The organism is Campylobacter sp. MIT 21-1684, from assembly GCF_026241315.1.
Taxonomy (GTDB): domain Bacteria; phylum Campylobacterota; class Campylobacteria; order Campylobacterales; family Campylobacteraceae; genus Campylobacter_D.
This window is the reverse complement of record NZ_JAPHNA010000001.1, coordinates 121,878-145,465: the sequence shown is the minus strand read 5'-3', so window position 1 is coordinate 145,465 and position 23,588 is coordinate 121,878. Positions and strand designations below refer to the sequence as shown.

The 23,588-nt window shown below is 31.8% G+C and carries 23 protein-coding genes and 1 pseudogene; 13 read left to right on the top strand and 11 right to left on the bottom strand.

The window, feature by feature from the left end; genetic code table 11:
- Positions 1-44 precede the first annotated feature (44 nt).
- From thiD to OQH62_RS00705, 3 genes are read left to right on the top strand one after another with little or no spacing between them, the layout of a single operon-like run.
- Entirely contained in the window at positions 45-854 is an 810-nt protein-coding gene (gene thiD / locus OQH62_RS00715) for a bifunctional hydroxymethylpyrimidine kinase/phosphomethylpyrimidine kinase (RefSeq protein ID WP_266012584.1), read from the top strand.
- The gene (gene thiE, locus OQH62_RS00710) at positions 855-1,487 is read left to right on the top strand and encodes a thiamine phosphate synthase (protein WP_266012485.1); all 633 of its coding nucleotides are present in this window, start codon (positions 855-857) and stop codon (positions 1,485-1,487) included. It begins immediately after the preceding gene.
- Entirely contained in the window at positions 1,468-2,127 is a 660-nt protein-coding gene (locus OQH62_RS00705) for a uroporphyrinogen-III synthase (RefSeq protein WP_266012581.1), read from the top strand. The genes thiE and OQH62_RS00705 overlap by 20 nt, the downstream gene beginning before the upstream one ends.
- Before the next feature lie 15 nt (positions 2,128-2,142).
- Here OQH62_RS00705 and OQH62_RS00700 read toward each other — a convergent pair whose 3' ends face one another.
- Positions 2,143-3,078, bottom strand: a complete 936-nt coding sequence (locus OQH62_RS00700; protein ID WP_266012483.1) for an NAD(P)-binding domain-containing protein — start codon at positions 3,076-3,078, stop codon at positions 2,143-2,145.
- Between the two features lie 62 nt (positions 3,079-3,140).
- On the opposite strand from OQH62_RS00700, the gene OQH62_RS00695 reads away from it, so the two are divergent.
- Positions 3,141-4,373 (top strand): glutamate-5-semialdehyde dehydrogenase, encoded by a 1,233-nt coding sequence (locus OQH62_RS00695; RefSeq protein ID WP_266012480.1) that lies wholly within the window; start codon positions 3,141-3,143, stop codon positions 4,371-4,373.
- Positions 4,370-5,434 (top strand): annotated as a pseudogene (locus OQH62_RS08735) (FUSC family protein). Before OQH62_RS00695 ends, OQH62_RS08735 begins: the two are co-directional and overlap by 4 nt.
- Here OQH62_RS08735 and OQH62_RS00685 read toward each other — a convergent pair.
- Together OQH62_RS00685 and OQH62_RS00680 are read right to left on the bottom strand one after the other, a co-directional pair.
- Positions 5,427-6,032, bottom strand: coding sequence for a nitroreductase family protein (locus tag OQH62_RS00685; RefSeq protein WP_266012475.1), 606 nt, complete (start codon positions 6,030-6,032; stop codon positions 5,427-5,429). The pseudogene OQH62_RS08735 and the gene OQH62_RS00685 sit on opposite strands and share 8 nt — an antisense overlap.
- Before the next feature lie 11 nt (positions 6,033-6,043).
- On the bottom strand, positions 6,044-6,655 hold the full coding sequence (locus OQH62_RS00680; RefSeq protein ID WP_266012472.1) for an NAD(P)H-dependent oxidoreductase: 612 nt from the start codon (positions 6,653-6,655) through the stop codon (positions 6,044-6,046).
- A 121-nt stretch (positions 6,656-6,776) separates the two neighbouring features.
- Here OQH62_RS00680 and panB point away from each other — a divergent pair, with 121 nt between their 5' ends.
- The 6 genes from panB to OQH62_RS00650 all read left to right on the top strand — a co-directional run bounded on the left by panB (position 6,777) and on the right by OQH62_RS00650 (position 13,344).
- The gene (panB, locus tag OQH62_RS00675) at positions 6,777-7,601 is read left to right on the top strand and encodes a 3-methyl-2-oxobutanoate hydroxymethyltransferase (protein ID WP_266012469.1); all 825 of its coding nucleotides are present in this window, start codon (positions 6,777-6,779) and stop codon (positions 7,599-7,601) included.
- Complete coding sequence (gene panC, locus OQH62_RS00670; protein ID WP_266012466.1) at positions 7,601-8,437, top strand: pantoate--beta-alanine ligase; 837 nt, start codon at positions 7,601-7,603, stop codon at positions 8,435-8,437. The genes panB and panC overlap by 1 nt, the downstream gene beginning before the upstream one ends.
- Positions 8,438-8,452: 15 nt before the next feature.
- Complete coding sequence (gene panD, locus OQH62_RS00665) at positions 8,453-8,842, top strand: aspartate 1-decarboxylase (protein ID WP_266012579.1); 390 nt, start codon at positions 8,453-8,455, stop codon at positions 8,840-8,842.
- A gap of 74 nt (positions 8,843-8,916) precedes the next feature.
- A complete protein-coding gene (locus OQH62_RS00660; protein ID WP_266012463.1) occupies positions 8,917-10,080 on the top strand; it encodes an efflux RND transporter periplasmic adaptor subunit in 1,164 nt (387 codons plus the stop codon).
- Positions 10,080-12,005, top strand: coding sequence for an ABC transporter permease (locus OQH62_RS00655; protein ID WP_266012461.1), 1,926 nt, complete (start codon positions 10,080-10,082; stop codon positions 12,003-12,005). The genes OQH62_RS00660 and OQH62_RS00655 overlap by 1 nt, the downstream gene beginning before the upstream one ends.
- A gap of 1 nt (position 12,006) precedes the next feature.
- Positions 12,007-13,344, top strand: coding sequence for a TolC family protein (locus OQH62_RS00650; protein ID WP_266012459.1), 1,338 nt, complete (start codon positions 12,007-12,009; stop codon positions 13,342-13,344).
- Here OQH62_RS00650 and OQH62_RS00645 read toward each other — a convergent pair.
- The 8 genes from OQH62_RS00645 to aspS all read right to left on the bottom strand — a co-directional run bounded on the left by OQH62_RS00645 (position 13,341) and on the right by aspS (position 21,101).
- Positions 13,341-14,504 carry a GDSL-type esterase/lipase family protein gene (locus OQH62_RS00645; RefSeq protein ID WP_266012457.1) on the bottom strand — a complete coding sequence of 388 codons (1,164 nt, stop codon included), beginning with the start codon at positions 14,502-14,504 and terminating at the stop codon, positions 13,341-13,343. The genes OQH62_RS00650 and OQH62_RS00645 overlap by 4 nt on opposite strands.
- The gene (locus tag OQH62_RS00640; protein ID WP_266012455.1) at positions 14,497-15,462 is read right to left on the bottom strand and encodes a DUF459 domain-containing protein; all 966 of its coding nucleotides are present in this window, start codon (positions 15,460-15,462) and stop codon (positions 14,497-14,499) included. Before OQH62_RS00640 ends, OQH62_RS00645 begins: the two co-directional genes overlap by 8 nt.
- Position 15,463: 1 nt before the next feature.
- Positions 15,464-16,837, bottom strand: a complete 1,374-nt coding sequence (locus OQH62_RS00635) for an MBOAT family O-acyltransferase (RefSeq protein ID WP_266012453.1) — start codon at positions 16,835-16,837, stop codon at positions 15,464-15,466.
- Between the two features lie 22 nt (positions 16,838-16,859).
- Positions 16,860-17,357 carry a ferritin gene (locus tag OQH62_RS00630; protein ID WP_266012451.1) on the bottom strand — a complete coding sequence of 166 codons (498 nt, stop codon included), beginning with the start codon at positions 17,355-17,357 and terminating at the stop codon, positions 16,860-16,862.
- Between the two features lie 301 nt (positions 17,358-17,658).
- The gene (gene msrA / locus OQH62_RS00625) at positions 17,659-18,159 is read right to left on the bottom strand and encodes a peptide-methionine (S)-S-oxide reductase MsrA (RefSeq protein WP_266012578.1); all 501 of its coding nucleotides are present in this window, start codon (positions 18,157-18,159) and stop codon (positions 17,659-17,661) included.
- 57 nt (positions 18,160-18,216) lie between these two features.
- A complete protein-coding gene (gene ppa, locus OQH62_RS00620; protein WP_266012447.1) occupies positions 18,217-18,738 on the bottom strand; it encodes an inorganic diphosphatase in 522 nt (173 codons plus the stop codon).
- Between the two features lie 36 nt (positions 18,739-18,774).
- Positions 18,775-19,356: an adenylate kinase gene (locus OQH62_RS00615; protein WP_266012445.1), complete on the bottom strand. Its 582-nt coding sequence runs from the start codon at positions 19,354-19,356 to the stop codon at positions 18,775-18,777.
- Positions 19,353-21,101 (bottom strand): aspartate--tRNA ligase, encoded by a 1,749-nt coding sequence (gene aspS / locus OQH62_RS00610; RefSeq protein ID WP_266012441.1) that lies wholly within the window; start codon positions 21,099-21,101, stop codon positions 19,353-19,355. Before aspS ends, OQH62_RS00615 begins: the two co-directional genes overlap by 4 nt.
- Before the next feature lie 84 nt (positions 21,102-21,185).
- On the opposite strand from aspS, the gene OQH62_RS00605 reads away from it, so the two are divergent.
- Together OQH62_RS00605 and OQH62_RS00600 are read left to right on the top strand one after the other, a co-directional pair.
- Positions 21,186-22,046, top strand: coding sequence for an NAD(+) kinase (locus OQH62_RS00605; protein WP_266012438.1), 861 nt, complete (start codon positions 21,186-21,188; stop codon positions 22,044-22,046).
- Entirely contained in the window at positions 22,047-23,570 is a 1,524-nt protein-coding gene (locus tag OQH62_RS00600) for an AAA family ATPase (protein WP_266012435.1), read from the top strand.
- Positions 23,571-23,588 lie beyond the last annotated feature (18 nt).

Genomic DNA, 23,588 nt, shown 5'->3' with positions numbered 1-23,588 from the left:
TTATATTAAAATATTGAAAATATATTGAAAAAGGAATGGCAATGATACAAGCAAAGACAAGTCAAATGATCCCTGTTTTAACCATAGCGGGTAGTGATTGTAGCGGTGGGGCTGGAATTCAAGCGGATTTAAAAACATTTAGTGCCCATAAACTCTTTGGAATGAGTGTCGTTTTAAGTGTTGTAGCTGAAAATACTGCAAGAGTGATAAGTGTGCATAATATACCTGTGGAAAATGTTGATGAACAAATGCAAGCCGTTTTTGAGGATATTGTTCCAAAAGCAACAAAGATCGGTATGATAGGTTCTAAGGAATTGATGAGTTGTGTGGCTGCGAATTTACAAAAATTCCAACCAAAAAATGTGGTTATTGACCCTGTTATGTTTGCAAAAAATGGTTTTGCTTTAATGCCTGTTGAAGACTGCGAATTTTTTAAAAATACCATAGTGCAATTTGCTGATATTCTTACACCAAATATAGCAGAAGCCGAATTTTTGTGCGGTTTTAAGATACAAAATGAAGAAGATATGATTCGTTCAGCAAAGGTACTCTTCGAACAAGGTGCAAAAAATGTACTTGTTAAAGGTGGGCATAGCAAAAATTCTGCTAATGATGTGTTTTTTGACGGCAAAGAGATTGTTGTTTTCGAAGGTTTAAAGATTGATACGAAAAATACTCACGGTACAGGCTGTACTTTAAGTTCTGCTATCGCTTCGAATTTAGCTCTTGCTTATGGAATGAGAGAGAGTGTTCAAAAGGCTAAGGATTATGTTTTTGGTGCAATTTTGCATTCTTTAAATTTGGGAAAAGGTTGTGGTCCTACCAATCATTTTTTTGAATTGATGGAAAAATAAATGCTTGATTTGACTTTGTATCTTGTTGCAACAAAACTTAACAAACAAAGTGATGAAAATTTTTTAAATACTTTAGAAGAAGCTTTACGCGGAGGTGTAAGCATTATACAATTACGTGAAAAAACACTCAATTCTAGAGATTTTTACTTACTTGCTCTTAAAGTTAAAAAATTGTGCGATACTTATACCGTGCCTTTTATTATTAATGATAGAGTTGATATTGCTTTAGCTTGTGAGGCTAGTGGTGTGCATTTGGGGCAGGAAGATCTTCCTGTAAAAGAGGCAAGGAAGATTTTAGGGAGGGAGAAGATTATAGGTTTAAGCTTGAAAAAGATTTCTCAACTAAAAGACTGTGGAGGAGCTGATTATCTTGGTTGTGGGGCTATTAAAGCAAGTGCTACGAAAAAAGAGAGTGAAATTATACCTTTGGAAGATTTAAGAGAGATTATCACTTTATCACCTCTTCCTGTGGTTGCAATAGGTGGTATTGATGAGAGTGTAGTAAAGCAAATGAATGGTTTGAATTTAGCTGGAATTGCTGTTATTCGTGCGATAATGAATGCAAAAAGTCCTTATAAGGCAGCATTAAATTTAAGAAAAATTTTTGAAACAAATGTGCATTTATCTTCTTAATAACATTCCTTTTAAAGGTGTGATTAATCTTGTTTTTAATGAAATAGTGTATCGTGATTTTACAATAGATTTGAGCACTTTTGATGCTTTGATTATTACTTCGAAAAATGCTTTAAAAGCTTTGCAACAAAGCAACAATGCTTTAAATTTCTGTTTAGAGATTTATGCTGTAGGTGAGAAAACAGCAGAACAAGCAAAAAGACTTGGTTTTCAAAAGGTCTATTTTCCAAAAAAAGCTTGTGCAAGTGAGCTTGTGAGAGAATTTTCATACAGACTGAAAGAAAAAAAATGCCTCTATTTAAGAGCGGATGTGATTAGCTCTCATCTTGATAAAGATTTGATAAAGCTTGGTGTAGATTTGACACAGCTAAGAGTTTATGAAAACAGATACAAAGCTTTAAAAGATTATAAACTTGTCCAGCCTTGCATTTTAATTTTCCCCTCCCCTTCAAGTGTAGAGAATTTCTTAAAACAATTTCAAATTCATCCTAAAGATACGCTTATTGCTATAGGGGAAAGCACAGCATCACAATTGAGAGCTTATGGGGAAGTTTTGCTATGTGAGCAACAGAATTTGCTTGAGTGTGTGATGATGGCGCAAAATATACTTAAGCAAATTTCAATAAATACCTTTTCTTAAAAAATCGGGTTTGAATTACAAAACCTTAAGAATTGTTACTGCGTCATTAAGCCCTGTAACTATACTTGCTCCATTTTTTGTTCCAATATCTCCAGCTATAAAAATTCCTTCAACATTGCTTTGTTTGTTTGTATCCATTACAGGTACACCTTTATCATCAACCTCTATACCACATTTTTGCAAGAAATCAAGAGGAGTTGAGCCGCCAATAGCATAAATCAAACGATCATAAAGCTCATATGTTCCATCGTTAAATTGTACTCTTGCCTTGCCATTTTCATCTTCTACTCCATCAATATCCACGCCAAGTTTTAAAAGAATTGTACCAGAATGTGCAGCATCGTTAATATCTTTGAGATTAATATCATTAAGTCTTGTAAATTCTTTTTTTCGGTAACAAAGACTTACCTGATTTGATGAAGCTAAATCTACTGCATACTCAGCAGCTGAATTTCCACCACCTATAACAAGAATTTTTTCGTTTCCTTGTACTGAGTTGGCATTAAAATTAATGTTTTTATTGAGACTTGAAGGGAGTTTGTAATCGGGTTTGTTTGGTTTTCCCATTCTGCCAATCGCTATGATGATATTTTTACAATTGTATTCTCCTTTTGTAGTGCTAACTTTGAAAACTCCGTTTTCTTTTTTTACACTTTCAACTTCACTGCTTAATTCTGCTGTAATATTATGTTCTTTTAAAGCTGTATCGAGAGTTTGTATAGTACTCTCTTTTGTACCATCTTCAAAAGGAATGTGGCTATAATTTGTCCCTTCACACCCTTTATACGCTTTATCTACTCTTTTACCATCTTTGTAAAATTGTATTAATGTTTGACATATAGTGTTTGATTTTTCTAAGAGTACCACTTTTTTATTTTTTAGTTTTGCTTCCACCGCACAACCTATACCAGCAGGCCCAGCGCCAATAATAACTATATCAACATTTTTCATTTTTCTCCTTTTAAATCTTTCATTGTATAATGTAGCAAGTTTTTTGTAAAAAAAGGATTAAAATGCGAAACTTGCTTGAAAACATTAAGATAAATTCTTATAGACTTCTCAATTTAAGTCCTAAGATGAAAGAATGTATTCTTTTAGATTTAGCCAGAGTTTTAAGAAAAAACTGTCAAGAAATTCTTAAAGCAAATGAAAGAGATTTGGCAAATTTTACAAAAGATTCTCCGACAAAGGACAGATTGTTGCTTGATGAAAAAAGAATCGAAGGACTTTGTTTACAGCTTGAAAGTATCGCTTTGCTTGAAGATCCTATTGGTAGAATTGTCAAAGGTTGGACTAATTACGCAGGACTTCGAATCGAAAAAATAACTGTTCCAATAGGTTTAATTTGTGTTATTTATGAAGCTCGTCCAGCTTTGAGTGCTGAAATTATAGCTTTGATGATAAAAAGTGCTAATGCTTGTATCTTAAAAGGTGGCAAAGAAGCAAAACATACTAATACAATTCTTTTTTCTCTTGCAAGTGAAGTTTTGCAAAAATATGGCTTAGAAGAATGTTTTGCAATGCTCTATGAAAAAGATGAAATTGCTAAGCTCTTAGTTTGTGATGATGTAATTGATTTGCTTATTCCAAGAGGAAGTTCGCAGATGATACAAGAAATTGCTAAAAATACTAAAATTCCTCTTATCAAACAGGATAAAGGGCTGTGTCATATATTTATTGATGAGAGTGCGCCTTTACAACAGGCTGTGGATATAGTTCTTAATGCAAAATGTCAAAGACCAAGTGTGTGTAATGCTTTAGAAACTTTGCTTGTACATAAGAATATAGCCTCTCATCTTTTTTCTCTTTTGATACCAAAACTTGAAACTTTTGGAGTGCAAATTTATGCTCACGCAAATGCCTTTGATTGTTTTAAAAGCACAAATTTAAAAACTTTTTTAGCGGATGAACGGAGTTTTGATACTGAATGGCATAATTTGAGTATGAGTGTGAAATTAGTTGAAGATTGTAATGAAGCAATAGAGCATATTAACAAACACAGTTCAGCACATTCTGAAGCGATACTTTCAAATGATATGCAAAATATTTTGCTTTTTCAAAAACTTGTTGATTCTGCTTGCATTTATGTTAATGCTTCGACACGTTTTAGCGATGGAGGAGAATTTGGCTTTGGAGGCGAGGTTGGAATTTCAACTACTAAACTTCACGCCAGAGGTCCTATGGGCGTTGAAGAAATTTGCACTTATAAGTACCTCATTACAGGGCAGGGACAAATAAGAGAATGAAAACATCTTGGTATAATATAAAAAGCATTTTTCTTTTTAATCCAACAGAAAGAGTATGGCAACTTCCTTTTTTCTTAGCTTTAGGCATAGGATTTGTTTTAAGTGTTGGGGCATATTATGAGAGAATAGATCTTGGACTTATCGCTGTGATAGGAGTTATGAGCTTTCTTTATATTCCAAATACACCTATGTATCATAGAATGGCGGTTATAATGTGTTGTTCTTTTGGTATAAGCTTGAGTTTTTACTCGGACTTCTAAGCCATTTTTTTCCTTTGTTTTCGCCTTTTGTTATTGCTCTTGTAGCTATGATAAGTTCTATTGTAGTACGTTACTATAATATAGGTGCACCGGGGTATTTTTTCTTTGTTTTTGCTTGTTTATTAGGTTCTTTTTTTCCTTTTCAATTGCAAGATTATATCTTTTTAACAGGTCTTATCACTCTTGGGACTATTGTAGCAAATTGTACCGCTTTTTTCTATTCTTTATCCGTGATTTATTATTTTAAGAATTCTTTACCACAGAATATTCCAGAACGAGGGAATTTAGGTTTTGATGTCATTGTTGTTGATTCTATGATTATAGGAATTTTTGTTGGTTTTGCTGTGTTTTTTGGCGCTTTTTTGGAATTAGAACGAAGTTATTGGGTGGCTTGTGAGTTGTACTGTTGTTATGCAAGGAGTGAATTTGCATTCAATTTGGCTTAAACAGATTTCACGTATTGTAGGCACTGTTTTAGGGGTTGTTTTTGCTTGGTGGCTTTTACAAATTGATTTTAATACTTTTGCTTTTATATTTTTAATGATGTTTTTAGCTTTTATGGCTGAAATTGTTGTGATGAGAAATTACGCTTTGGCAGTGTTTTTTCTGACTCCTTATGTTACTTATTTAGCTGAAGCTGCAAATTATGGACATTTAGATGCAAATATGCTTATTAAGGCACGACTTGAAGATGTGGTATTAGGTAGCATCCTTGGCCTTTTGGGCGGTTTTGTTATTTACAATTTAAAACTTAGAATGCCTTTTGAAAAAATTGCAAAAACTTTTTTTCGAATCAAATAAACCGGACAACTTCATCAAAACTCTGTCTATTTTTTGGAGGAATGTGCGTATCTGCACTTTTACCTAAAGCAACAAGAAGGCTTGAACGTTTTTTTCTTGTATCAAGTTTTAAATATGAATCGAGTTCTTCCTTGTTAAAACCTCCTATCGTACAACTTGCTATTTGTAAAAAATTTGCAGCATACAATATACCTCCAAGCGCTAAATGTGCTTGTTCTCTTGAATAAGCAAGTTTTTGCTCTGCATTCATTTTTTCTAAAAAAGGCTTGTACATTGTAATTCGTTTTTCTTTTTCTTCCTCACTCATTATTCGAGAGCGGATTTTTTCTTCGAAAGTTTCCGCAAAATCAAGTTTTGAAATGATAATAATTAAAGCTGCAGCATTTTTTACTTGAATTTGATTGTTTGCAATAAGACTTATTTCTTCTTTCATATTCTTTTGTTGCACCACAAGAAATTCCCAAGGTTCAAGTCCTAAGGAGCTAGGACTCAATCTTGCTACTTCTAAGATTTCATTCAAATCTTCTTTTGCAATCGCTTCATCTTTGAAATTTCTACAAGAATAACGAGTATGAAAAAGCTGTAATTTTGTATCCATTAATTTTTCCTTTATAGAAATTCAACAACCTCATCAAAACTAAGTCTTTGTTTTTTATATTTTGGTGGATTTGCTTTATAGCCTAATGCTAAAATAACTGCTGTTTGAAATGGATTTTTTAAACCAAGAAATGTATCGACTTTTTCTTTTTCAAAGCCACCTATCATACAGCTGTCTATACCTTTGCTCATTGCAGCTAAAGACATTTGCATAAGAGCTAAATAACATTGAAGTTGCGCATAATGGTATCTTTCATCTAAATTCATACCGTCTGTACTATGTGTATATAGTACTAAAACTCGTTGAAAATTCTCCTCACTCTTTCCACTAAAACGGCGTACCTGTTTTTGTGCAAATTCATCTTTACTTTGTAAATCCGTTCTTGCTACTATGATGATATTATGACTTGCAGTAGCAACATTTTGTTGATTCCAGCACAATTTTGAGAGTTCTTCGTTTTTCTTTTTATCGTTTAAAACGAGAAATTTCCACGGTTCAAAACCGTGAGAGCTTGGAGTTAAAAGCCCACTTTCTAAAATAAAATGTATATCTTCTTTGCTAATTTTTGTTTCAAGAAACAATTTGCAAGCGTGTCTTTGATGTAAAAGTTTTTCAAAATCCATTTTTGTCCTCTATAATTTTATTATTTTTGAATTATATACTGAAAAAACTTAATTGATTTTTTTGTTTGATTTTTTAGTGAAAACAACTTATAATTTTATCAAGAAAGAGCAAGGAAGAATAATGAAAAAAACAATTATAAGTCTTCAAAAACAGAAAGAAAAAAAAGAAAAAATTACTATGGCAACTTCGTATGAATATTCAAGTGCGAAAATGTTAGATGATTTAGATATAGATATGATTTTAATCGGTGATTCTTTAGGTATGGTTGTTTTAGGATATGAAGATACTCTATCAGTGAGTATGGAAGATATGATTTATCATTCTTTAGCAGTTTCAAGAGCTGTAAAAAAAGCTTTTTTGGTAGCTGATTTGCCTTTTATGTCGTATCAGACAAGTGTTCATTCTGCAGTTGAGAATGCTGGAAGACTTCTTAAACAAGGAAGGGCAAATGCTGTCAAATTAGAAGGTGGAAGTGAATTCGCACCTCATATAGAGGCGATTTCTAAGGCTTTTATTCCTGTTATGGCACATATCGGCTTAGCACCTCAAGCTATACATACGCTTGGAGGCTATAAGGTACAAGGTAAAGATGAAGACAGAGCACTAAAAATTATTCAAGATGCTAAGATAGCAGAAAAATCAGGAGCTTTTGCTTTACTTTTAGAATGTATTCCTCAAGAGCTTGCGAAGAAAATTACAGAAGAGGTTTCTATTCCAACCATAGGGATAGGAGCCGGGAAATACTGTGATGGGCAGGTTTTAGTGTGGCACGATATTATAGGTTTAAATACTGAGTTTAAGCCAAAATTTGTAAAACATTTTTTAGATGTTTCAGAAGGGATTAAAACTTATATAAAAGAAGTTCGCAGCGGTGAATTCCCTGCACAAGAACATAGTTTTTCTATGGATAATAGGTTTTTTGAAAAATTATATGAAGGAAAATGATGCAAATAATTACAGAGATACAAACAATGAAACAAGTGGTGTCTGAATGGAAAAAACAAAATTTCAGTATAGCTTATGTACCGACTATGGGATATTTGCATCAAGGGCATAAGAGTTTGATACAAAAAGCAAGAAGTAAAGATAAAGTTGTTGTGAGTATTTTTATCAATCCTTTGCAATTTGGTAAAAATGAAGATTTTGCAAAGTATCCTAAAGATTTGCAAAGAGACAGGAAGCTATGCGAAGAAGCTTTTGTTGATGTTGTTTTTCATCCTAATGCTTTGCAAATGTATCCTCAAGGATTTTGCTCCTATGTAGATATAAAAGATTTAGGGGATGAATTATGTGGGATTTCTAGGCCCGAGCATTTTAGAGGTGTGTGTACGGTTTTGACAAAATTTTTTAATATTATACAACCTGATACTGCATATTTTGGTCAAAAAGATGCGCAACAATGTGCAATTATTAAAGCTTTGGTGAGAGATTTGAATATGCCTTTAGAAATTGAGAGTTGTCCTATTATACGAGAAGATGATGGTCTGGCTAAAAGTTCTCGCAATAGCTATCTTAGCAAAGAAGAACGAAAAGCCGCAGCAGTACTTTCAAGAGCCATTTTTTTAGGACAAGATTTGGTAAAAAAGGGTGAAAAGAAATCAAGTGTTGTTTTAGAAGCGATGCGCAAAGAACTTGAAAGTGAGCCAATGGCAAGGATTGATTATTTAAAAATAGTTGATTATGATACTATGAAACAGACTGAAATGATACATACAAACACCCTTTGTGCTTTAGCTGTTTTTATAGGAAAAACACGATTGATTGATAATTTTTTAGTTTAAATTTTGGAGTAAATGATGAAAATAACTATGCTAAAAGCTAAAATTCATAGAGCAACTGTAAGTGAGGCAAGGCTTGATTATGTTGGAAGTATTACTATCGATAGTTTGCTTTTGAAAGAATCTGGAATTTTGGAATATGAAAAGGTACAAGTAGTAAATATTAATACAGGCGCTCGTTTTGAAACATATACAATAGCAGGAGTTAAAGGAAGTGGAGTGATATGTTTGAATGGAGCAGCTGCGAGATTAGTGAATGTGAATGATAAAATCATCATTATGTCTTATACGACAATGAAAAAGAAAAAAGCTCTTCGTTTTAAGCCGAAAATTATTTTTGTAAATGACAAAAATGATATTGAAAAAGTTTCCCATTATGAAAAATGTGATGAAATTTTCCACCTTTGAATTCGAAAGGGATTTCTTAGTTTAACTTATTTGGTTAAGATTTTTAAAATTTTTTAATTGAAAGTGTTTTAAGAATGAGAAATAAAATTATCTTTTTAATTTTAGCTCTTTTTGTAGTAATTTTTTTTATGTGGGTTTTCTTTTTTTCAGGTGATACAACGCAATTTTTAACGCAAAAGGTTAGACATGTTACAATAACGCAAACTATAGAAGCTGTCGGTAAGGTTTATGCTAAAGAGCAAGTTGATGTAGGGGCACAGGTTGGAGGTCAGATTATAAAGCTGTATGTAAAAGTAGGTGATAAGGTAAAACAGGGTGATTTAATTGCTCAAATTGATAAAGACAAACAGCAAAATGATTTTGATATAACAAAAGCAAAATTGGAGAGTACAAAAGCAAAATTGGAGAGTACAAAAGTAGCCTTTGAAATAGCAGCAAGACAGTATCAAAGGGAACAAAAGCTTTATACGAGCAAAGCTACTTCTTTAGAAAGTTTAGAAACTTTGAAAAATAATTATTACGCACTCAAAGCCACAGTTGCCGAACTCAATGCTGAACTTGTGCAGCTTGAAATCACTTTGAAAAATTCTCAAAAAGATTTAGGTTATACGACAATACGAGCACCGATTGATGGTGTTATTATTAATGTGGCGGTTGATGAGGGGCAAACTCTTAATGCTAATCAAAACACTCCTACCATAGTACGTATTGCAAATCTAGATGAAATGGAAGTGCGAATGGAGATCGCAGAGGCTGATGTTGGTAAAATTACTATTGGTACAGAGCTTGATTTTGCCCTTTTAAGCAATCCCCAAAAGACATACCGTGCAAGCATTGCAAGTATTGATCCAGCTGATACAAGTATAAGCGATTCAAGTGCAACTTCAATGTCAAATAATTCTTCATCTTCTTCAAATTCAAATGCCATATATTACTACGCAAAGTTTTTCGTGCCAAATAGAGACAATTTTTTACGTATAGGAATGAGCATACAAAATGAAATCGTTGTTGAAAGTGTTAAAGATGTCCTTGCTGTACCTACTTATGCGATTAAAAATGATGGAAAAGGTTATTTTGTCGAAATTCAAGTTGGAAAAAAGATTGAAAAAAAATATGTCAAACTTGGACTCAAAGATTCTCTTAACACGCAAATTGTAGAAGGTTTAAACGGAGATGAGCTTTTGATTGTTAGTTCAAGTAACGATGAAGTCGCTCCAAAAATGAGATTGAGATTTTGATGATTTTCTTAAAGAATATTTGTAAAAATATAGGCGAAAATACTATTTTAAAAAATATTACTTTAAGTATAGATAAAGGTGAATTTGTTGCCATTATCGGGCAGAGCGGAAGTGGAAAAACTTCACTTTTAAATATTATAGGTACTCTTGATGAGCCAAGTAGTGGGAGTTTTGTATTTGAAAACTATGAAGTTACGAAACTCAATAGTGATGAAAAAGCAAGATTAAGACGAGAAAAAATAGGTTTTATTTTTCAACGTTACAATCTCCTTTCTCTTTTAAGTGCTAATTATAATGTTGCTTTGCCTGCTGTGTATGCAGGTAAAAGTTTTCAAGAAAGGGATGCTAAAGCGAGAGAGCTTTTAAATGAGTTAGAGCTTTTGCAAAAAAACGATTCTAGACCCAATGAACTATCTGGTGGGCAACAACAACGTGTAAGTATAGCAAGAGCTTTAATGAATGGAGGAGAGCTTATTTTAGCTGATGAACCAACAGGAGCATTAGACAGCAAAAGTGGTATAGTTGTGCTTGAAATTTTGAGAAAACTTAACAAGCTTGGACATACCATTGTTCTTGTAACACACGATAAAAACATTGCGGCACAGGCAAAGAGGATTATAGAGATAAAGGATGGGGAAATTTTAAACGATAGTAATCCAGTTGAACTTTTGCAGCCAAAAATTATTTTTTCTATGCCAAAAGAGAAAAAAACAACACTTTTATTGAAAAATCAAATTTTAGAATGTCTTAAAATCGCATATTCTTCTATTATCTCTCATAAGCTTCGTTCTGTTTTAACTATGTTGGGTATTATTATAGGAATTGCCTCTGTTGTTTGTGTTGTAGCTTTGGGACTTGGCTCTCAAGCTAAGGTATTGCAGTCTATTGCAAGTCTTGGAAGTAGTATGATAGAGATTCGACCCGGTAGAGGTTTTGGAGATTTACATTCTGGAAAAACAAGACTGAATTTTAGCGACTTGGAAACTTTAAAAAGTTTGGAGTATTTAGAAGCAGTAGAAGCACATTCAAATGCTTCTGGGGTAGTTACTTATACTAATATTTCTTTAAGTGCAAAAGCTGAAGGTTTTGGAGTAAATAATTTTAGTATTATCGGTTTAAAACTTGATTCTGGCAGACTTTTAAATGATGAGGATATAAAAAACAACACCAATGTAGTTGTGCTTGATTTTAATGCAAAAAGAAATCTCTTTCCTAATGAAACTAGTCGAGAAATTTTGAACAGAATTATTCTTTTTAACTCTCAACCTTTTAAAATCGTTGGAGTACTTGAAAAAGATACAAGCAAACCTATTGAAGATAATGTCGTGCGACTCTATATTCCTTATACTACTTTAATGAGCAAGCTTACAGGTGATAGAAATTTGCGTGAGATTGTCGTTAAAGTTAAGGATGATGTCGATTCAAGTTTAGCTGAAAGTGCTATTATTAGAATCTTAGAGATAAAAAGAGGAAAAAAGGATTTTTTTACTTTTAATTCAGATACTTTCAAACAGGCTATAACAGCAAATAAACGTACCACAACATTACTAACAGCTTGCGTTGCTGTGATAGCTTTAATCGTAGGTGGAATTGGAGTGATGAATATTATGCTTGTTTCTGTTAGTGAAAGGACAAGAGAGATTGGTATTCGTATGGCTATTGGAGCAAGAAAAGAGGATATTTTAATGCAATTTTTGATTGAAGCTGTAATGATATGTGCTTTAGGTGCTGTTTTAGGAGTGTTAATATCCGTGGCAGTAATTTTTGCTTTTAATGCTTTTGCAAGTGATTTTTTGATGATTTTAAGCCCGTGGTCTGTACTGCTAGGACTTTTAAGTTCTGTTTTAATAGGATTATTTTTTGGATTTTTTCCGGCACGAAATGCTGCAAATTTAAGTCCTATTAACGCTTTGTCAAAGGAATAAAATGGCAAAAAAATATTTTTTGTTTTTTCTTTTTGCACTATTATTGAGTTCTTGTGGAAAAAAACTTCTTTTACCACAGGAACCTGCAGATTTTTTTGGCGAATCAAATGTTACTTGGTGGAGAGCTTATAATGATGAGAATCTAAATACTCTTGTAAATTTTGTTTTAGAAAATAATACCGACATTAATGTCGCAACGGTAACACTTTTAAGCACACTTGCTAGAACGAAGTTGCTTCAATATGATTTGTATCCAACCTTAGATGGAGGATTTGAGCTTACTAAGACGAAAAATCTTGATACACAAGTACATAGTACAACTTTTGGGACTCGTTTTGCTTTAAATTATGAACTCGATATTTATGGAAAAATTTCTGACAGCGCAAATTCACAAGAATTTCTTGCCAAAGCAAGTGCTTTTGATTTGGAAAATTTAAAATTAAGTATTGTTAATATGACTTTAAATAATGTTTTTGAGCTTGCTTATTGTAATGATGTGGAAAAATTACTTAAAGAACATATTTTTAACTTAGAGCAAATGCAAGAGCTTTATAAATTTAAATATGAGCTTGGAAAAATTGAAGAGCTTGATTTTCTTAATACTCAACAAAGCTTACTTCGTGTAAAAGCGAATCTTTTAAGCAATGAGCAAAATCGTAATTTACTCCTTAAAAATTTACAAGATTTGCTTGGAAAGAAGCAGGGTTTTGACTTGATTGAATATTTTAAAACAGCAAGTTTGTCAAATTTTATCTTTTTGAAACCAAATTTTAACCTTCCTTTAGATAGTTTCTTTTTTCGTCCGGATATACGTTCGAAATTATATAATTTAAAAGCAGCATTTAAAGATTATTCTGCTGTACGTAAATCCCTTTTGCCAAGCATTTCTTTAGCTGGAGTTTTAAGCGGACAGGATAAAACATTCAATGAGAGTTTTCAGTTTCAGTTTTTGAATGGAAATCTTAAAATTTCTTTGCCTTTCTTAGACTATGCGAGAGTGCGTCAAAATATTAAAATTTCGCAATTTAATTATGAAAAACTTTTACTTGAATACCAATACCAACTCCAAAGTGCTTTAAATGAATTTACTCTTGTTTTAAAAGAATATGAAAGCAATATGAGTTTGATGGAAAATTTAACTATTTTAAATACAAAAGACCAGTTGATAGCTTTGGCATATAAGAAAAAATATGAACTTGGGAAAAGCGAACTTAAAGACTATCTCAATGCAAACAATACAGTAATCGCATCATCACAAGAGCTTTTAAGAGCGCAGTTTAGCTTATTAAAAACCATTAATTCTTATTTTCAAATTACCGCTTTTAGTGATCTTCATTAGTGAAGAATTTTCTCAAAATCTTCAAGCATTTTTTTTGCCATTAATTCGTATCCTTTAATGCTAAGATGCACATCTTCTAAGGAAAGTTTTTTTTCTATCCAGTACTTTTTTTTACCACTTTCTTGCATAAATTTATGCATATCAAAAAGAAGAGTTTTTTCTTCTTTAGCTATCTCATAAAGAGTTGTACGTACGCTTTGAAAATAGGGTGCTTCTTGATAATACTTTCCTTGTTTTTGTACAACAGTTGGTGGTGAAATGAGCATAATAATAGTGTTTTTGTTGTGTTCTTTTAAGAGTTTAATCCATTTTGTTAAATAATTTTTAAATTCTTTTTGATTAAAAGTTGTAAATAAAGCATCATTTGAGCCATATGCTAGAATAATTAAATCATTTTTAAGTATATTTAGCTCTTGTTTGAGAACTTTTTGATTCCAAGAGAGCCATAAATCACTTTTTGCTCCGTTGATCGCGACTGTATCTAAGTAAATATTCTTGTTTTCTTTATTTGTGATGAAATATCCACCAAGTTCTGCATTTTTTTGTAAGGCTGAAATTTGTAGAGGAAAGGTGAGATCAAGCTCTTTGTATGTCCATTTATTGGCACTATGAGGACGAAGTTGGTAGTTTTTGCCTTGGGAATCTTTAATACTAAAAGCATTTGTGTTTTGTGGAGCTTTAAAAACAAAAGTAATGATAAAATTCTTTTTTCCTAAAGTACTGTCTAAAGTAATACTTGCTCCTTTATGTTTTGCTTTAGCAATAACTCCACCTAATGGAAAATTGATTTGAGTATTAGTAGGATTTTTTGAATTGAGAATTTCATAGCCTTTAGAAGAATATTTCAGATTTGAATTTTGTTGGTATTTTGGTTGTAAAGGATAAGCAAAGCCTATGGCATTTTGTTTGAGCAGATAGTTTCTTATAACTCGTGGGAAGAAGTCTGCTGCCATATGAGAGTCTCCATAAACCCGAATTCCAATATTCTGATGACTCTTCAACTTTCTTTGAAAGTTTTTAATGTCTTTTTTTGAAACATAATTTGTGATTGCACTTTGATTTTTAGTTTGAGAGAGCACAGAATCAATAAGCTCATTTGTATTTGCATTCAGAGTGCTGTATAAAATAAAGAGTAAAAAAGAAGAAACAATTTTATTCATCGTTTTCCTTGATTTGGAGATGTATAAGAAGCAGTTTTGACATCTTTTTTGCACCACTTGGAGTAAAATGAATTCCATCATCACTTCTTATTTTTACGCTTTTATTGTTTTCATCTTGTATATAACTTGAGAATTTGTCATTTTTGCTAAAAGATGAATAGGTGGTAATAAAAAATTCGTCATTATCAAGCATTTCTTTTTTATAAATGTTATTAAGGAGTTGAAGTTTTTTATTTAAGTCATCTTTTTTTACAGGCGGAATTTCATACCAAAAAATTTTTACCCGATATTTTTTCGCAAGTTCTGTAAGCTCTTTCACTCTTGAAGTATAAATATCTATCCAAGATTCACTTCCAAAGCGGTAAAGTACCCCTGCTTTTTTAATATCCCAAGGGTCATTGGCGCCAAGTAGGACAACAAGATATTTGATGTGAGGATTTTGCTTGAAAGTCTGTTCTGTGATTTGTGCCCAGTTAAAGTATGATTTATAAGAAAGTCCTGTATTTTGTTTGCTAAGATTGAGAGTTTTTATGCCCAAGTTTCTTAGATCTTTGTTTAAGGCTATAGCAACGCTTTGCATTAGAGAATCGCCTATAAGTAAGAATTCTTCACTTTGTTGTATTTGGAATGTGTTGTTTTTAGAATCAACTAAGCTTACACTTTGATTTTGTTCAACAAAATCAGTACTTTCATATTCGAGAGAAAGCTTATTTGAAATGTTTTCTTCTTCATTTTCTTGTGCATTACTTTGTATGGTAATAGGGAATTCATTATTTATAATGGCACGAATTTGCTCAAGCTTAATTTTTAAAATATTTGCTTCCTTAAAAAGGTCGTTTTGCGGATAAAAGATGAAGTGGTATTTTTGTTCTAAATATGAACTAATACTTTGATTCATTACCAAGCTAATAAGAATTAATGAGCTTGTTACTATGAAGAAAAATTTAGCTACATTCATTTTAAAAACCTGCGTAAATAAATTCTGGAATTCCATTTGGCATAAAAGCAAACACAAAAAGCAAAATAATAGAGATGATAAAAGGTTTGAGTAAAAACGGGGTAAGCGTTAAAATTTTTACACAATGCTCTTTAAAATTGATAAATAAAGGATAAACCATAAAAAGTATGATAAAGCTTGTTAAAGTATAGATATCTGTATATTGTGGTGTTATAAAAAAGTTAGTATAACAGGATTGTAAGTACTCAAAAGCCTCATCTAAACTGCTATAATAGAAAAAAATCCAAGCAAAACAAACAAAATGAAAAGTGAGCAATCTGCCTAAAAATGGGATTTTACGCAAATGAAAAGAACTTAAAGAAAGAAGGTGTAAAAAGACAACTCCAAACCCGTGAAGCAATCCCCAAATAAGAAAATTCCAAGTATTTCCGTGCCATATTCCAGAGAGAATAAAGGCTATAAGTAAGTTACTTACTGTGCGGAGAAGGTTTTTTTTACTTCCTCCTAAAGGAATGTAAATGTAATCTCTTATGAAAGTTGAAAGACTGATATGCCATCTTGACCAGAAATCTTTGAGATTTTTTGCCAAATAGGGCATAGCAAAATTTACAGGTAAAGTAAAGCCAAACATAAGAGCAAAAGCACTTACAAGATCAACATAACCACTAAAATCACAATATAATTGTATAGCATAAGCATACAAGGCACTTAAGAGTTCGACAAAATTATGCTCACTAGGGCTATTAAGAATTTCTTTACTATAACTTCCTAAGTAATTGGCAATGAGAACTTTTTTTACTATACCAAAGAGAAGTAAAACTATGATGAGGTTTGCATTTTTAAATTCGCGTTTTTGGTAAGCTTGTGCAAAAAAGAATTCACTCCTCATTATAGGACCCAAAAGTAAGGTAGGAAAAAAAGATAAATAGGTAGCAAGAGAGAGAAAATTTTCTAGCTGTTTTTTTTGATATACATTGACAAGATAGGTTATAGAAGCAAAAGTATAAAAACTAATACCTATAGGAAAAGCTATATCGATATCTAAAAAATCAAAACCTAAAAAATAAAGTATTTCATCAACACTTCCTTTAATGCTTGAAAAGTATTTAAAGAAACACAAATTTAAAATTACAAATACAATACAGGTGCTAAAAATATAACGTTTTTTATGCACAAAAATCAGCAAGGCAAAATAATGGATAAAAAAAGTATAAACAAGTAAAACAATGGCAAAATAAGGATTTATCAAAGTATAAATCGTATAAGAAAAAAGTAAAATAAGAACATTTTGTATTTTATAATTTTCTATAAAAATCCAATACAGAACAAAAAATGCTAGAATTAAGATACTAAATTCTAAAGAAAAATAAGTCATTGCTTACTTGATTAAAATGGTTTTATTTTGATTTAGCAAGATTTTTGATATATTGATCAGCTAGGTATAAACCATTGCCATTTTCACCTATAAGTTTAATTTTATCAACTATACCTCGAAAAAGTGCTTCTTCTTCGTGTTGTTCGCTGATATACCATTGCAAAAAATTAAAAGTTGCATAATCTTTATGTGTAAGCATATGCTCTACAAGTGAATTAATAGACTTTGTAATACTTTGCTCGTGTTTGTAAGTTTGCTCAAATACATCAAGTAAGGATTTGAATTTTGTTTCTGGTTGTTTAACTTCTTTGAGTTCTACGTGAGAATCTGTTTCATTGAGATAGGTGATTAAACGTTTTGCGTGTTCGCTTTCTTCGCCAGCGTGTCCAAATAAAAAGAGTCCTGCACCATCAAGACTATTTTCGTAGCACCAAGAACTCATACTAAGATACAAATTTGCCGCATACATTTCTTTGTTAATTTGTTCATTGAGTAACTTAATTACTTCTTTTGATAACATTTCGTCTCCTTTGAATGAAATTTTGTGAAAACCTTTACATAATATAAAAATTTCTTTAAAAATAAAATAAAATATTATAATGTTGATGAAATTTTTTATTTTTATAAGAACTTATTAGAGAAAAATATTCTTTACAGATACATTTTTCACATAGTAAGGCAGAGTCATAAAAAAACTTAAAAAACAATTAAATAAAAAATTGAAATTTTTGAAACTTAAAGTTCTATTTTTTCATATTTTGAATTAAAATTCACAGCGTGAAAAGGCTGTGAATAAAGTTGAAATTTTTGTAATCTTAAAGTCAGTTAGCAGGTGGTATTTTTTTGATCTTTGGGGCTATAACTACTTGACAGTAGGCTTGTTGAGGATTCTTTGTAAAATAATGCTGGTGGTATTCTTCTGCCTTGTAATATTTATCAAGTTTGTAGAGTTGTGTAACTATTGGTAGGGCATAGTTTGGCTGTTGACTTTTGAGAAAATTCTCTATAATATGTTTGTCTTCTTTATTTTCATAAAAAATAGCAGAACGGTATTGGATACCTATGTCAGCACCTTGTTTATCAAGACTTGTTGGATTGTGTATTTGAAAGAAAAGATGTAAAATATTTTCAAGTGGAATTTGTTGTGTATCGTAAGTGATTTTTGCTACTTCTATATTTCCATCACCTCTACTAACGCTTTCATAAGTTGGATTTTCAGGACCTCCGCTATATCCAACTTCAGTCTTGACAACTCCATTGACACGTTCAAAAACCGCCTCTACACACCAAAAGCAACCTCCACCTAAAAGAATATTTTTCAATTCCGCGCTAGCAGTATTTATCATTAATAATACTCCCAAAAAAAGCTTTTTCATTTATTAACTTTTATAATTTTCTAAGGCTTTTTTTAACAAAGCTAAAGCTTCTTTTTCATCTTGAAAATCTTGTACTTTAACCCATTTATTTGGTTCTAGGATTTTATAGGTTTCAAAGAAATTTTTGATTTTTGCCAAACTTGCTTGAGGTAAATCTGTGTAAGTTTTAATTGCATCATATCTTGAGTCAATTTTACTATGGGGCAAGGCTAAGAGTTTTTCATCTTTTCCGCTTTCATCTTCCATAAGTAAAACCCCAATCAAACGACAAGGAATTACAGCTCCAGCTTGAACAGGATATTCATTAAGTACAAGAATATCAATAGGATCTCCATCATCAGCTAGAGTATTAGGTACAAAGCCGTAATTTGCAGGATAAAACATTGCACTTGCTAGGATTCTATCTACAAAAATAGCACCGCTTTCTTTATCAAGTTCGTATTTAATATTTGAACCGTAAGGAATTTCAATAACAGCATTGATTTTATTTGGAAGTTCTCCTGCTGTGATTTTACTTACATTCATTTTTTCTCCTTTAGTTGTAATTTTTTAAATTATCTTTTATTTGATATTTTGAATGTTTTTAATGAGTTTTTTCATATCCGCAACAATAGGTTCAATAGTTCTTTCTCCATCTATAATAAAATGAATTTTTTTCTTTTGATAAAAAGCAAGAATGTCATCTAAAGGTTCTAAGTACACTTTCATTCTATTAGAGAAAACTTCTTCATTGTCATCAGCGCCACGATTTCTACCCAAAACTCTTTCTTTTGCCACTTCTTCACTTACGCGTACTTCAATAACACCTTTTAGGACTATTTCATTATGGCATTCACTTAATACTTTATCAAATTCATTCATCTGTTCAACACTTCGAGGATAACCATCTATGATAACAGTCTTTGTTGGAGCTTGTTTGATGGCTGAAACTATTGTATTGACAACAACTTCTAAAGGTACGAGGTTTCCTTGTGCAATATAACTATCTATAGTTTTGCCAAGTTCGCTTCCACTTGCCACTTCAGCACGTAATAAATCGCCAGTAGAATAATGAGACATTTCAGTATCTGCTTTTGCAATAAGACTAGCATCTGTTGTTTTACCACTACCCGGTGCACCTATAATTAGAAATAGTTCTTTCATTGTTTCTCCTTTAATTTTAATCCAAGCTCTCTCATAGCTTCGTTACTAGGTTTTGATGGTGCCTGTGTCATTAGACACTGCGCTTTTTGTGTTTTTGGAAAGGCTATAACCTCACGTAAGCTTTTTGCTCCACTAATGAGCATAACAAGTCTATCAAGTCCTAGGGCTATACCTCCGTGAGGTGGTGCGCCAAAACTTAGTGCATCTAACAAAAAGCCGAATTTATCTCTTTGTTCTTCTTGATTGATATTAAGGAGTGAAAAAACTTTTTGTTGTATTTCATTTTTGTGAATTCTTATACTCCCTCCGCCGAGTTCTACACCATTTAGGACAATATCATAAGCGAAAGATACAATTTTGTCTTTATCTTTTTCATCTATATTTTTTGGTTGGGTAAAAGGGTGGTGCATCGCTGAATAAGTCCCATCTTCATTGTATTCAAACATAGGAAAATCAACAATCCATACAAATTCTAAAGCATTTGAATCTATCAAATCAAGCTCTTGGGCTAAAAACACTCTAAAACGTCCCATATAATCAAGTACTATTTTTTTTGTCCCTGCACCAAAAAAGACTACATCACCGATTTCAAGTTCGCATATTTTGCTTAATGTTTTCAAATCTTCTTCATCAAAGAATTTACACAAAGGTCCTTTCAATCCTTCTTCTTTGACTTGAATAAAAGCCAAACCTTGTGCTCCGAATTTTCGTACAAATTCTTCAAATCTTTGCATTTGTCTTTTTGAAAAAATCCTATCGCCTTGTGGTATTTTTAAAGCTTTAATTCTATTTTTCTTCGGGTCTTTTGCTATGTTTGTGAAAATTTCATTTTTTGATTTTGTAAAGAGTTCAAGAACATCAATGAGTTTTAAATCAAATCGTAAATCAGGTTTATCACTCCCATAATTTTCCATCGCTTGTGTATAGGACATTTGTTGAAAAGGTGTAGCAATGTTTTTACCACACACTTTAAAAATATCTTGCAACATTTTTTCAGCCACACTCATAACTTCTTCTTGAGTACAAAAGCTCATTTCTACATCAATTTGTGTGAATTCAGGCTGTCTGTCTGCTCGTAAATCTTCATCTCTAAAACATTTAGCGATTTGAAAATATCTGTCAAAGCCACCGCACATTAGAAGCTGTTTGAAGAGTTGAGGACTTTGCGGTAAGGCATAAAATTCACCTTGATGAATGCGAGAAGGCACAAGATAATCTCTAGCACCTTCTGGAGTAGCTTTCGTTAGAATAGGAGTTTCAACCTCTAAAAAACCCATGTGAGCTAAAGAATTTCTTGCTGCGATACACACTTTTGAACGAAGAGCAAAATTCTCATAGAGTTTTATATTTCTTAAATCTAAAAAGCGGTATTTTAAACGAAGTTCTTCATTGACACTTTCATCGCCTACTGCAAAAGGCGTTGGCATACTTTCATTTTCTATAATGAGTTTAGAAACAATAATCTCAATCTCACCTGTTTTGAGTTTTGTATTGATTAAATTTTCTCCACGAGAGCGTACTTCACCTTCTACAAGCAGAACAAATTCATTTCGTACTCTGCTTGCAAGTAAATGCGTTTCTTTATTTTTGTGAGGATCGCATACAAGTTGAATAATTCCACTTCTATCTCTAAGGTCGATAAAAATAACTCCGCCGTGGTCTCTGTAATTATTTGCCCAGCCGCAAAGTTTTACTTTTTCACCTATATTACTAGAATTTAAGTCTGTATTATAATGAGTACGCAAATTTTTTCCTTAACCTTGAAAATAAAATGAAGCATTATAATATTTTTATTCTTTTGCTTAGCTAAGATTTGTTATAATTTTTTTATGCAAAAGACGGTTGATTATAAAAATATTAAGAAAATAGGGCTTGTAGTACGTCCAAATTCGAATTTGGATAAAGAAATTGTATTTTTAAAGAAAATGTTAGAAAAAAGAAAAATCAAACTTTTGCTTTTACAAGGCAGTTCGGAAAATGTTAATTTGCCAAATTTAGAACTTAATGAATTTTTTAAGCAAAGTGATTTTGTGATTTCTTTGGGTGGGGATGGAACTTTGATTTCGCTTTGCAGAAAAGCTTGTGAATATGAGAGGGCTATATTAGGAATTCACGCTGGACACTTAGGTTTTTTAACAAATTTTTCAATTGAAGAGTCCGAGACTTTTTTTGATGAATTTTTTTCTGGAGATTTTATCGTAGAAAGACCATTTATGCTTGATATTACTTTTGAGCATAAAAATGGAAAATACAGTTTTAAAAATGCTTTTAATGATATTGTTTTTTATAGAGATAAGTCAAGTTCTATGGTGCATATTGAAGTGTATAATAAAGGGAAAAATTTCAATCAATATTTTGGTGATGGACTCATAGTTGCTAGTCCTGCTGGTTCAACCGCGTATAATTTAAGTGCAAATGGTCCTATTGTTTATGCTTTAGCCGAAGTTTTTATTCTTACGCCTGTGTGCCCGCATTCTCTAACACAAAGGCCTATAGTTTTACCTCGTGGTTTTGAGCTTGAATTTGAAGCACAAGACTGTATCGTTTGCATTGATGGACAGGAGGATTATGCTATGGAAAATTTTAAGAGCATTAAAGTGGGACTGAGTCAAAAAAATGTCGCTTTAATCCGTTCAAGAAAGAGAGATTATTTTCAAATTTTAAAAGAGAAGTTGCATTGGGGAAATTAGATGATTAAAAAGATTGTAATGAAAGACAATATAGGCTTTGAACAAGTTGAACTTGAGATTGAGAAAGGATTAACTGTTTTTACAGGATCAAGCGGGGCTGGAAAGTCTGTGCTTTTTAATGGTATTTTAGCCGCTTTTGCTCTTAGCGAAAGTGAAGCAAGATTTGTAGAAGTAGAATTTGATGACAGACTTGAATTAGAAGATGTTGGTATTCTTAGTGAGGAGGAAAATGTTGTTAAAGTACTTAAAGAAAAGAATGCGAAGTATTTTATAAACAATCAAAGTGTTACGAAAAAAGTCCTTCAAAATCTTAGTAAAACTTTTATTAAATATCTTGGTGCAAAAGAGAATAATGAATTCTGCAATGAGAGATTTTTAGCCCTTGTTGATACACTTGAAAGTGAGCAGAATTCACAATTTCAAAATTTAAAGAGTGATTTTCAAGAGAATTTTTCCCAACTTCTTCAAGTTTCTGTACGGCTTAATGCTTTAATTGAAGAGGAGAAAAAGGTTGAGGAGCTAAAAGAGTTAGCACAAAATCATATTGAAAAAATTTCAAGTATAAATCCAAAAAAAGGTGAGTATGAAGAGCTTTTGCATTTGAAAAAGAAACTCTCTAAAAAAGAAAAGATTGAAGAGGCTTGGAAGAAAGCAGAGGGTATTTTTGAATTTGAAAAAGCAGTCATAGATGCTTTACATATAAGTGAATTGTCAAGCGATTTTTTTAGTGAATGTTTTAATGAACTTCGTATTATAGCACAAGAGCAGCAATTTGAGGAATTTGAATGTGATATAGAAGAACTTTTAGATAGGATTGAACAGCTTTCTTTTTTAGTGAGACGTTATGAAAGCATAGAGAAGGCTTTGGAGGTTTTAGAACTCAAGAAAAAAGAATTGCAGCATTATGAAAATTTGAGTTTTGAGAAGAAAGAACTTGAAACAAAGGTTGAAGAATTAGACAAGAAAGTAAAAAAAAGTGCTGAAAAAATAAGTCTTTCGCGAAAGAGAAATATTCCTATTTTGCAGCAAATTCTTAATACTTATCTCCAAAAACTTTGTATGAAAGAGGCTTGTTTAGAGCTGAAAGAAAATGACAAAATAACATATTTAGGTAAAGATGAATTTTTCTTACATATTGATACTGCAAAAATGAAAAATTTAAGCTCAGGTGAAACAAATCGTTTAAAATTAGCGTTTTTAGCAACAGAATGCACTGTGTTGCATTCTGGAAAAGGCATCCTTTTTCTTGATGAGATTGATGCAAATTTAAGTGGCAAGGAAGCAATGAGTGTGGCAAGTGTTTTGAATGAGCTTTCACATTTTTATCAAATTTTTGCTATTTCGCATTTACCACAGCTTTCCTCTCAAGCTCGCAATCATTTTTTGATTGAAAAAAAAGCCCAAAAAAGTTTAGTGAAAAGACTTAAAAAAGAAGAAAGAATTCAAGAGCTTGCAAGAATGGTTAGTGGAAAAGATATTACAGAACAAGCTTTGGAATTTGTTAAGACTCTATTTAAAGATTAAGCAGATTTTTCAGTTTTT

Coding starts and splice junctions, on each gene's coding strand:
- thiE (WP_266012485.1), top strand. CDS start 855: ATGCTTGATTTGACTTTGTATCTTGTTGCAACAAAACTTAACAAACAA.
- OQH62_RS00705 (WP_266012581.1), top strand. CDS start 1,468: ATGTGCATTTATCTTCTTAATAACATTCCTTTTAAAGGTGTGATTAAT.
- OQH62_RS00700 (WP_266012483.1), bottom strand. CDS start 3,078: ATGAAAAATGTTGATATAGTTATTATTGGCGCTGGGCCTGCTGGTATA.
- OQH62_RS00695 (WP_266012480.1), top strand. CDS start 3,141: ATGCGAAACTTGCTTGAAAACATTAAGATAAATTCTTATAGACTTCTC.
- OQH62_RS00685 (WP_266012475.1), bottom strand. CDS start 6,032: ATGGATACAAAATTACAGCTTTTTCATACTCGTTATTCTTGTAGAAAT.
- OQH62_RS00680 (WP_266012472.1), bottom strand. CDS start 6,655: ATGGATTTTGAAAAACTTTTACATCAAAGACACGCTTGCAAATTGTTT.
- panB (WP_266012469.1), top strand. CDS start 6,777: ATGAAAAAAACAATTATAAGTCTTCAAAAACAGAAAGAAAAAAAAGAA.
- panC (WP_266012466.1), top strand. CDS start 7,601: ATGCAAATAATTACAGAGATACAAACAATGAAACAAGTGGTGTCTGAA.
- panD (WP_266012579.1), top strand. CDS start 8,453: ATGAAAATAACTATGCTAAAAGCTAAAATTCATAGAGCAACTGTAAGT.
- OQH62_RS00660 (WP_266012463.1), top strand. CDS start 8,917: ATGAGAAATAAAATTATCTTTTTAATTTTAGCTCTTTTTGTAGTAATT.
- OQH62_RS00655 (WP_266012461.1), top strand. CDS start 10,080: ATGATTTTCTTAAAGAATATTTGTAAAAATATAGGCGAAAATACTATT.
- OQH62_RS00650 (WP_266012459.1), top strand. CDS start 12,007: ATGGCAAAAAAATATTTTTTGTTTTTTCTTTTTGCACTATTATTGAGT.
- OQH62_RS00645 (WP_266012457.1), bottom strand. CDS start 14,504: ATGAATAAAATTGTTTCTTCTTTTTTACTCTTTATTTTATACAGCACT.
- OQH62_RS00640 (WP_266012455.1), bottom strand. CDS start 15,462: ATGAATGTAGCTAAATTTTTCTTCATAGTAACAAGCTCATTAATTCTT.
- OQH62_RS00635 (WP_266012453.1), bottom strand. CDS start 16,837: ATGACTTATTTTTCTTTAGAATTTAGTATCTTAATTCTAGCATTTTTT.
- OQH62_RS00630 (WP_266012451.1), bottom strand. CDS start 17,357: ATGTTATCAAAAGAAGTAATTAAGTTACTCAATGAACAAATTAACAAA.
- ppa (WP_266012447.1), bottom strand. CDS start 18,738: ATGAATGTAAGTAAAATCACAGCAGGAGAACTTCCAAATAAAATCAAT.
- OQH62_RS00615 (WP_266012445.1), bottom strand. CDS start 19,356: ATGAAAGAACTATTTCTAATTATAGGTGCACCGGGTAGTGGTAAAACA.
- OQH62_RS00605 (WP_266012438.1), top strand. CDS start 21,186: ATGCAAAAGACGGTTGATTATAAAAATATTAAGAAAATAGGGCTTGTA.
- OQH62_RS00600 (WP_266012435.1), top strand. CDS start 22,047: ATGATTAAAAAGATTGTAATGAAAGACAATATAGGCTTTGAACAAGTT.